General features: G+C 46.1%; 8 protein-coding genes. 3 read left to right on the top strand and 5 right to left on the bottom strand.

The features are described 5' to 3' along the window. Window positions 1-173 precede the first annotated feature (173 nt). The 5 genes from trmH to gmk all read right to left on the bottom strand — a co-directional run bounded on the left by trmH (window position 174) and on the right by gmk (window position 4,450). On the bottom strand, window positions 174-860 hold the full coding sequence (trmH, locus tag AB4238_RS12895; protein WP_372033799.1) for a tRNA (guanosine(18)-2'-O)-methyltransferase TrmH: 687 nt from the start codon (window positions 858-860) through the stop codon (window positions 174-176). 71 nt (window positions 861-931) lie between these two features. Next, a complete protein-coding gene (locus tag AB4238_RS12900; RefSeq protein ID WP_372033800.1) occupies window positions 932-1,315 on the bottom strand; it encodes a RidA family protein in 384 nt (127 codons plus the stop codon). Window positions 1,316-1,364: 49 nt separating this feature from the next. Next, window positions 1,365-3,470, bottom strand: coding sequence for a bifunctional GTP diphosphokinase/guanosine-3',5'-bis pyrophosphate 3'-pyrophosphohydrolase (gene spoT / locus AB4238_RS12905; protein WP_220738045.1), 2,106 nt, complete (start codon window positions 3,468-3,470; stop codon window positions 1,365-1,367). A 13-nt stretch (window positions 3,471-3,483) separates the two neighbouring features. Further along, window positions 3,484-3,765, bottom strand: a complete 282-nt coding sequence (gene rpoZ, locus AB4238_RS12910; protein WP_020910538.1) for a DNA-directed RNA polymerase subunit omega — start codon at window positions 3,763-3,765, stop codon at window positions 3,484-3,486. A 61-nt stretch (window positions 3,766-3,826) separates the two neighbouring features. After that, window positions 3,827-4,450, bottom strand: coding sequence for a guanylate kinase (gmk, locus tag AB4238_RS12915; protein ID WP_372033801.1), 624 nt, complete (start codon window positions 4,448-4,450; stop codon window positions 3,827-3,829). Window positions 4,451-4,745: 295 nt separating this feature from the next. Here gmk and AB4238_RS12920 point away from each other — a divergent pair, with 295 nt between their 5' ends. The 3 genes from AB4238_RS12920 to AB4238_RS12930 all read left to right on the top strand — a co-directional run bounded on the left by AB4238_RS12920 (window position 4,746) and on the right by AB4238_RS12930 (window position 8,025). Then, the gene (locus tag AB4238_RS12920) at window positions 4,746-5,849 is read left to right on the top strand and encodes a DUF805 domain-containing protein (protein ID WP_372033802.1); all 1,104 of its coding nucleotides are present in this window, start codon (window positions 4,746-4,748) and stop codon (window positions 5,847-5,849) included. Window positions 5,850-5,973: 124 nt separating this feature from the next. After that, window positions 5,974-6,867, top strand: coding sequence for an NDP-sugar synthase (locus AB4238_RS12925; protein WP_372033803.1), 894 nt, complete (start codon window positions 5,974-5,976; stop codon window positions 6,865-6,867). Window positions 6,868-6,957: 90 nt separating this feature from the next. Continuing rightward, on the top strand, window positions 6,958-8,025 hold the full coding sequence (locus tag AB4238_RS12930; RefSeq protein ID WP_372033804.1) for a phosphotransferase enzyme family protein: 1,068 nt from the start codon (window positions 6,958-6,960) through the stop codon (window positions 8,023-8,025). Window positions 8,026-8,223: the final 198 nt, after the last annotated feature.

Here is an 8,223-nt window from a genome sequence, read left to right on the forward strand (position 1 = left end):
TTGAGTATGGCGAAAAATGTGATCTATGACAACTTTTTCAAACGCTCGTTACAATTTCTCGCAATGATGTCGTTAAAGCATGCCTTTGGTGCTACAAGTAGTGGGAGTTCAGCTGGGGCTAAGGAAGTGCTAACTGATCGAGCTAGCACTGGTTTTACGGTGCTCGATTGTAATTATTCAGAAGGAGCGCGCATCTTTTGCCACCATTGCTCATCAGCAACTATCTGGCCGGCATCATCTATGGCTGGGTAGGCGAGCTTTTTGCGGCGACAGGCTTTGGCATATATAGGGTGGCCTTGTTCAAACAGTTTTATCTGACAATACTGCTCATCAAGCTTTCGAGTACCATACATGCCAGCGGCTTCACGTTGGCGCTGGGCTTCATACATTATTAGTGCCCCAGCAACAGAAACATTGAGTGACTGCACCATGCCGATCATCGGGATAATCACATGCTGATCGGCGCTAGCGATACCTTCAGGGCTAACGCCATCGCGCTCGTTACCTAAAATAATAGCGGTTGGGCGGGTATAATCGATTTCACGAAAGTCGACCGCTGTTGCGGAGAAGTTGGTCGCGAGGATCTGCATGTCTTGACGGCGAAATTCAGCCACTGCATCACTCATTTTATTGTGCGCTTTAGACTTCACCCATTGCTGGCTACCTGAGGCGGTGTTGCCAGAAACACGCATCTCAATCTCAGGCCATACTGCATGGATCTCATGAATGCCAACCGCATCAGCAGTGCGAATAACCGCTGCAATATTATTGGTTTTATGCACCTTGTCTAAACACAGTGTTAGATCTGGCTGGCGGTTGTCTAGCATACTGTTAATGCGGGCGAAGCGTTCTGGACTCATGTCTTTTACCAAACTTTTTTATCAATAAAAAGGGCGCCGTAGCGCCCGATTCTTTAGTCAATGGAGTGGAATTACACTTCCATTACGCCGTCCATTTCAACCAATGAGCCTTTTGGAAGTTGGCTAACACCGATTGCTGCACGAGCTGGGTAAGGTTGCTCAAAGTAGCGACCCATAATTTCGTTCACGGTAGCAAAGTTACTTAGGTCTGTCATAAAGATATTAAGCTTAACAATATCGCTTAATGAACCACCAGCAGCTGCACAAACAGCAGTTAGGTTTTCAAAAACCTGTACTACTTGCGCATCAAACTCATCGCTTACCATTTCCATTGTCTCAGGGTTCAGTGGGATCTGACCTGATAGATAAACCGTACTGCCTACTTTTACTGCTTGAGAGTATGTACCGATAGCTTGCGGCGCTTTGTCGGTTGCAATGATAATCTTCTCTGCCATGATCTTCCCTTTATCTGTATTAAGTAAACTAATGTTTAGTTCAAATGAACTAGCGGTTACGTGACGTTCGCAGTACTTCAGGTAGAACCCTAATACGGCGCATCACGTTAGCTAAATGAATACGATCTCGCACAGAAATGCGTAAGTTGATGAGGAATACCCGCCCATCGCGCTCTTCTGTGGTTAAGTTATGAATATTGGAGCCTTCAGCGGCAACAATTGAGGTGATCTTAGCTAACGCACCTTGGTGGTTAACAATCTCTACTCGTAAGTTAGCTTGGTACTCAACGCCTTCTGCGCTGTCCCACTGTACTGGGATGTACTTGTCGGGCTCACCTTGGTAACCGCGGATATTGGCGCAGCTTTCCATGTGTACCACTAAGCCTTTACCAGGACTAACATGAGCAATAACCGCATCACCAGGAATTGGGCGACAGCAGTTAGCAAACGTCACCAACATACCTTCAGCGCCGCGGATCGGCATGGTATGTGACTCTTTTGTCTCTTGGGCGTCAACTTGATCGCCACGTAAACGCTGGGCGATAACAATACTCATTGCATTACCCAAGCCGATATCGGCGAGTAACTCATCAAGCGTGTCGTGCTTAGTATCATTGACCACTTTTTCAACTTGCTCTTTTGGCAAGTCATCTAGCTTAGTGTCGCCTAACGCATGGTTCAATAGGCGTTTACCGAGCAGAACTGCATCATCCTCTTTTAGACTCTTGAGCAGCTGACGAATTTTAGCGCGCGCTTTACCTGTCACTACAAAGTTGAGCCATGCAGCATTAGGGCGTGCACCTTTCGCGGTGATGATCTCAACGGTTTGGCCTGAAATTAGCGGTTGGCTTAACGGATAGGCTTGGCGATTGACGCGAGCACCAACACAAGTGTTGCCAACATCTGTATGCACTTCATAAGCAAAGTCTACTGCGGTGGCACCATCGGGTAGTTCTAGAATACGCCCTTCAGGGGTAAACACGTAGATCTCTTCAGGAAATAGCTCAGTCTTAAAGTTTTCTACGAATTCAAAAGAGGTGCTGGCGCTTTGCTGCAGTTCAAGCAGGCTTTGCATCCACTTACGTGCACGAACTTGGGTGGTGGTGCCTTGCTCTTGTGAGCTGCCTTTCTTGTATAACCAATGTGCCGCGACCCCTTTATCTGCCATTTGGTCCATATCTTCAGTACGGATCTGGATCTCAACAGGCACGCCGTGAGGACCAAATAGTGAAGTATGTAATGACTGATAGCCGTTGGCTTTAGGGATAGCGATATAATCTTTGAATCGACCTGGACGGGGTTTGTAGAGGCCATGCATGGCACCCATAACGCGGTAACAGGTATCGATGGAGTCAACGATGACTCGGAAGGCATAGATATCCATGACTTCTTGAAACTGCAGTTCTTTGTTGCGCATCTTGTTATAGATGGAATAAAGATTCTTTTCACGACCTTTAACCGTGCCTTCAAGGCCGGTGTCTTCGAGTCGAGTGCCAACAGCAGCTTCAATACTTTGGATTAGCTCTTTACGATTACCACGTGCGGCTTTCACCACCTCTTTTAATACACGATAGCGCATTGGATAGTAGGCATGAAAACCTAAATCCTCTAACTCACTCTTAATATTATGAATACCAAGGCGGTTGGCGATTGGGGCGTAAATTTCGAGGGTTTCACGGGCAATGCGGCGACGTTTATCGGGGCGTAAAGCACCTAAGGTACGCATGTTGTGCGTTCTATCGGCAAGTTTGATTAAGATGACGCGAATATCTTGGGTCATCGCCATCATCATTTTGCGGAAGTTTTCAGCTTGGGCTTCTTTCTTATCGCGAAATTTTAGCTTGTCGAGCTTAGATACACCTTCCACCAATTCGGCAATAGACTCACTGAATATTTCAGCCAGCTCCTCTTTGGTAACAGGGGTGTCTTCGATGGTGTCGTGTAAGAGTGCGGCCATAAGCGTCTCATGATCGAGACGCATATCGGCCAGAATGCGGGCTACCGCAACCGGATGGGTAATATAAGGTTCGCCACTCGTGCGCATCTGACCTTCATGGGCATCGCGCGCCACCTGATAGGCCTGCTTGAGTAATTCTACCTGTTCAGGTTCTAAATAACCTGAAGCAGACTCCTTGAGACCTTCAAACAGATACAAGTGACTCTACTCCTTATATAGCGTTACGGCCTTCAGCGATGGCAGCAACGGCAGCAATTTCAGCTGCTTCACGTTCACGAACTGTTTGGCGCTCATCGGCGTCCAAAGTATCAGCTGTGACTAAACCTAGTTCGATTTCGCGTAAAGCGATAACCGTTGGCTTGTCGTTCTCTTCTTCAACCATAGGGTCTTTACCCTGCACGGCGATTTGGCGAGCACGACGCGCTGCAACCAGAATCATATCAAAACGGTTGCCGATTTTGTTTACGGCGTCTTCTACAGTTACGCGAGCCATGTTTGGAAACTCCAGTGTTTTATCGATTGAAAAAATGACGCAAAATTGTACATGAAGACAGTTAGTCTGCCAACAGATCTTTAATCATATCATTTTGCGTATGAATTTGGCTAGCAGTGGTTAATCTTTGGCTATGAATGATTGCTAAAAGATCGCGCTGCGCTTTGTCGAAATCATCGTTCACTAAAATAAAATCATACTCATTATAGTGCGACATCTCTGTTACCGCTTGTGCCATGCGGCCTGCAATTACTTCTTGGCTATCTTGGCCACGCCCAGTAAGGCGGCGCTCTAACTCAGTACGTGAAGGGGGAAGAATAAAGATCCCAATGGATTCTGGCATCACTTTTTTCACTTGCTGGGCACCTTGCCAATCAATATCGAGAAATACGTCGATACCTTGTGCAAGTGTCTGTTCAATGGTGACTCGTGAAGTACCGTAGTAGTTACCAAATACCTCAGCCCACTCGAAAAACGCATTATCTGCAATGAGTGCTTTAAACTCATCTTGATTGACAAAGTGATAGTGCTGACCATTTGCTTCGCCCGGACGAGGCTGACGTGTAGTGTGCGACACAGATACTTGCATATCAGCTGGCTGATCTTTTAATAAAGCTGATATCAGTGATGATTTACCTGCGCCACTTGGCGCTGAGACGATAAATAGATTCCCGCGTGCAGTCATGATTTGCCTATCCGGTGCTTTAGCCCTCTTTGGGGCCAGTGAAAAGATTTAGCTGCACATTATACAGCCTAGGACGATATTTGCGCTAGTGATCACAGCGTGTAGAGGCATAATTTAGTGCTTCTCTCTATTTCTCAGACTAATTTCGCCGTATACAGCTAAAACACTGACATCCTCAAGCAAATTGGGTAGGCTATTTACTGCGTTTTATGCTTTCGCCTGAGCATTAATACAGTTAAGTGGAAAGTCATCCACTTTCATTTAGGTTTGATTGAGAAGGTAGGAATATCAGGGTATGCAGTTTTCAGCACTTTTTTGTATGGTAGGTCGTGATAACGGCCAGCGATTTGCGGTCATCAGTGGACTGATTTTCTTTGTTTTATTATTGGCTGCAGTGCTACTGGGCTCTACAGCGACATTGTATGTCGTTGGTATGTTGTTGCTACCCATATTAGGTTTAACCAGTTATAGACGACTACGAGATAGTGGCAAAACGCCACGCTTGATAGCGTTAACGCTGGCTCCTTTCATCTTGGTATTGCTTACTCTAGTACATGTTGACAGTGTGATGCTGCTACTTACCTTTATGGTGTTTGCGGCGTTAGCCATAGGCTACATCGCCATTCTACCCTCGATTTCAAAGGCTAGTTACCGACAGGGATATTCAGGCCCTATCAAAATAGTCGACCGCGCAGTTACAAAAGGTTCAAGGGTACGTGTTGAGCCAACGTTAACTGCCAGCGAGACTGCCACTGAAGCGGAAACGACTGCTTTTTCGAACTCGGAAACAGATTTTGAAGGAGAGTTTGCTAATGGCACTGCCACTGATTCACCAGCGCAAGGGGCAAGCCTAAATAGCAGCAGCTTTATTAACATACAGCGCTGGCTTATGGCCAATCAGAAAATCGCGTTCTCAGGAGTGGCATCTTTATTGGTTTGCATGTTGTTATTGAGCATTTGGTCGCTAGTGCCTAGCGATAATGCTACTGCGGCAGAACAAGACAGCACTGCAGTCGAACAGATCGCTAAGGCGCCCACTGTTGAACGCAAAATGACAACCTTGCCGGATGGCTTTAGTTTAGTGCTTGAAGATGATGTACTAATTGTAAGATGGTTAGGGGAGACCGGATCACCGACCACGTTATGGTCTCTTGCTACTGCAAAAGGTGATAGAACCTGTGCAGCGCTTAAGTTTAATAATGGCACTGAGTATCGCCCCGTTGAGGTCGACTTATTAGCCGATACTGGCACCGAAGCACGTTTTTCTCCGCTTGATACTAAGGCGATTATTGTTGATATGGCGCGCCGTGGAAACGTGAGTCTCTGTGGTTATAATTTCAGCCTTAAAGGCAGCCAAGCCGCCATCGGAAAAGTTGCAGCGTTCGCCACTTATTTATAACTTAGCGTATTGTTGATAGGTATGACTGGAAATCGCAAGGGAGAGTCATTAAACTGCTTCGCCTTAACTTTTGCATAATCGTTTGCGCTAAATGCATGTACCAGTGGGTTTGATGGGTGACAGAATGGTCGATTTAACCTTAGTGATTCTCGCGGCGGGCTTAGGCACACGCTTTGGTGGTGATAAGCAACTGGCAGGGCTTGGGCCAAAAGGCGAAACCATGCTGGAACTGTCGCTATGCAGCGCCCATAAAGCTGGTTTTAATCGAGCAGTGTTAGTGATCCGTCCTGAACTTGCAGCCAGCTTAGATCGACTCTTAGCTGACAAGTTGCCGCAGGATTTCCATTGTGATTACTGCATTCAGTCACTGGATGACTTGCCAGAGGCTGTGACGGATTATGTTGATTTAGAAACACGTAAAAAACCATGGGGGACAGCACACGCCCTATGGAGTGCGAGAAAGCTGATAGCAGGCCCTATGGCGGTGATTAATGCCGATGATTATTATGGCGATAGTGCTTTTTCATTGCTAGCTCAAGGCTTGGTTAACAGCGTGGACGATTGGATGATGGTAGCCTATCCAATCCATTTGACCTTATCTGATAATGGCGGTGTAAACCGTGGTTTGTGTGAAGTTAACAATGGCAAGCTTGTTGATGTTGCTGAGTGGTTAGATATCCAGTCCCATGCCAATGAACTTGTCGGTACTTTTGCTGGTAAGCAGCAAGCGATTGCCAGTGATGCTTTAGTGTCGATGACATGCTGGGGCTTTAACGCCGATATTTTTGCTGTGATCGAAGCGCAGCTAACAGACTTTATTATTAAGCACGGTAGCCAAGCTAAAAGTGAGTGCTACCTACCGAGTGTGGTGCAAGCGAGATTGCAGCAAAACCGAGTAAGCGAAGAGACTCGTAATGTGAATGTCAGCGTGGCGCAGGAGTCTTGGTATGGCGTGACCTATCCTGAAGATGCCAACTGGGTTCAACAGAAATTATTTGAAAAATTAGCAACAAGTTAATCTTAGAAGCTAATACATAATGAGTTTGCATGGAAAACCTGAACGATAAACAGGCCGAAGCAACGATATTGACAGAATCTGGAGAGTTGGGTGATTGATTTTATAAGACAAAACGTTTTGTCGCACTTTGGTGTAGAGGTGGAAGATGCCAAAGTTTCGCCATTGGGTAATGGCCATATAAACCACACTTTTCTTGTTCGTGGTTGCAAGCGTGAATTTGTGTTGCAAAAAATCAATACTCAAGTTTTTACCACTCCTAATGCTTTAGTCAATAATGCTGACAAGATCAGTCGCCATTTAACACTTAAGAGCCAGCAACAGCAGTACCAGCTGCAAGTCGTTTCTCCTGAGCAAACTCAGGCGGGTAGGCTTTGTGTTGATCTCGGTGAAGGTGGTTTCTGGCGAGCGATTAACTATCTGCCCCACAGCCACAGTGTTGATGTCGTTAGCAGCGAAGCAGATGCTGAAATAGCGGCTAAAGCCTTTGGTCACTTCTCTTGTTCGCTAAGCGATCTTGATGCCGAGCTTATCGCAGATGTTATTCCAAACTTCCATCACCTTCCTGGCCGAATTGAACAGCTATCGCTCGCTGCAGCTAACGATAGCCAAGGGCGACTTAGTGGTTGTCAGCACTGGGTTGATATGGTGATGGCACAAACTGAACTACTGCAAGAACTTGCTGAGGTTGAAGCAAAACTACCACGTCGAATTTGCCATAACGACACCAAGATCAACAACATGCTGTTTGATAAGCGCGATATGAGCAGTATGGCGATTATTGACCTTGATACTTGCATGAAAGGCTACTTGATGTATGACTTTGGTGACATGGTACGTACTTTTTGTAGCCCGGAAGAGGAAGACTCAACTGCATTAGATAAAGTCACTGTGCGCGAGTCTATTTTTGCCGCGATCTGTAAAGGTTATTTGGGCGAGTTAGCACCGGTGCTATCTGATCTAGAACGCCGCAGCTTATGGTTAGGTGCCAAAGTCATGTGCTTAATGATTGGCGTGAGGTTTTTAACCGATCACTTAAACGGCGACGTTTATTTCCATATCCATCATCAAGGTCATAACCTTGAACGTGCTGAAAATCAATTCACTCTGTATCAGAGTTTGTTGAGCCAACAAGACAGCCTTAGCGCCTACCTGAAATAAATTAGCTGCTTTCACTGAATGAATAAGCGGATTTAAGCTGAGTAAAGTCATTGGGATCTACCTCGATGACTTTTCTTTCATTGAGTGTTGCCGCCACTTACCGACTGGCGCTGTCATCGGCAATCATACCAATTGCATTAAAAGTTTGACCATTCAGCGGGAATTCAAAGCGCTGTAGGCAAGTAGTGGGATTTGAGC

The sequence above is a fragment of the Shewanella sp. 10N.286.45.A1 genome, from assembly GCF_041470405.1.
Taxonomy (GTDB): Bacteria; Pseudomonadota; Gammaproteobacteria; order Enterobacterales; family Shewanellaceae; genus Shewanella.

What these genes read in the sequence shown, in the direction of transcription:
- rpoZ (WP_020910538.1), bottom strand. Translation starts at nt 3,765, where the DNA reads ATGGCTCGCGTAACTGTAGAAGACGCCGTAAACAAAATCGGCAACCGT.
- AB4238_RS12925 (WP_372033803.1), top strand. Translation starts at nt 5,974, where the DNA reads ATGGTCGATTTAACCTTAGTGATTCTCGCGGCGGGCTTAGGCACACGC.
- trmH (WP_372033799.1), bottom strand. Translation starts at nt 860, where the DNA reads ATGAGTCCAGAACGCTTCGCCCGCATTAACAGTATGCTAGACAACCGC.
- gmk (WP_372033801.1), bottom strand. Translation starts at nt 4,450, where the DNA reads ATGACTGCACGCGGGAATCTATTTATCGTCTCAGCGCCAAGTGGCGCA.
- AB4238_RS12900 (WP_372033800.1), bottom strand. Translation starts at nt 1,315, where the DNA reads ATGGCAGAGAAGATTATCATTGCAACCGACAAAGCGCCGCAAGCTATC.
- AB4238_RS12920 (WP_372033802.1), top strand. Translation starts at nt 4,746, where the DNA reads ATGCAGTTTTCAGCACTTTTTTGTATGGTAGGTCGTGATAACGGCCAG.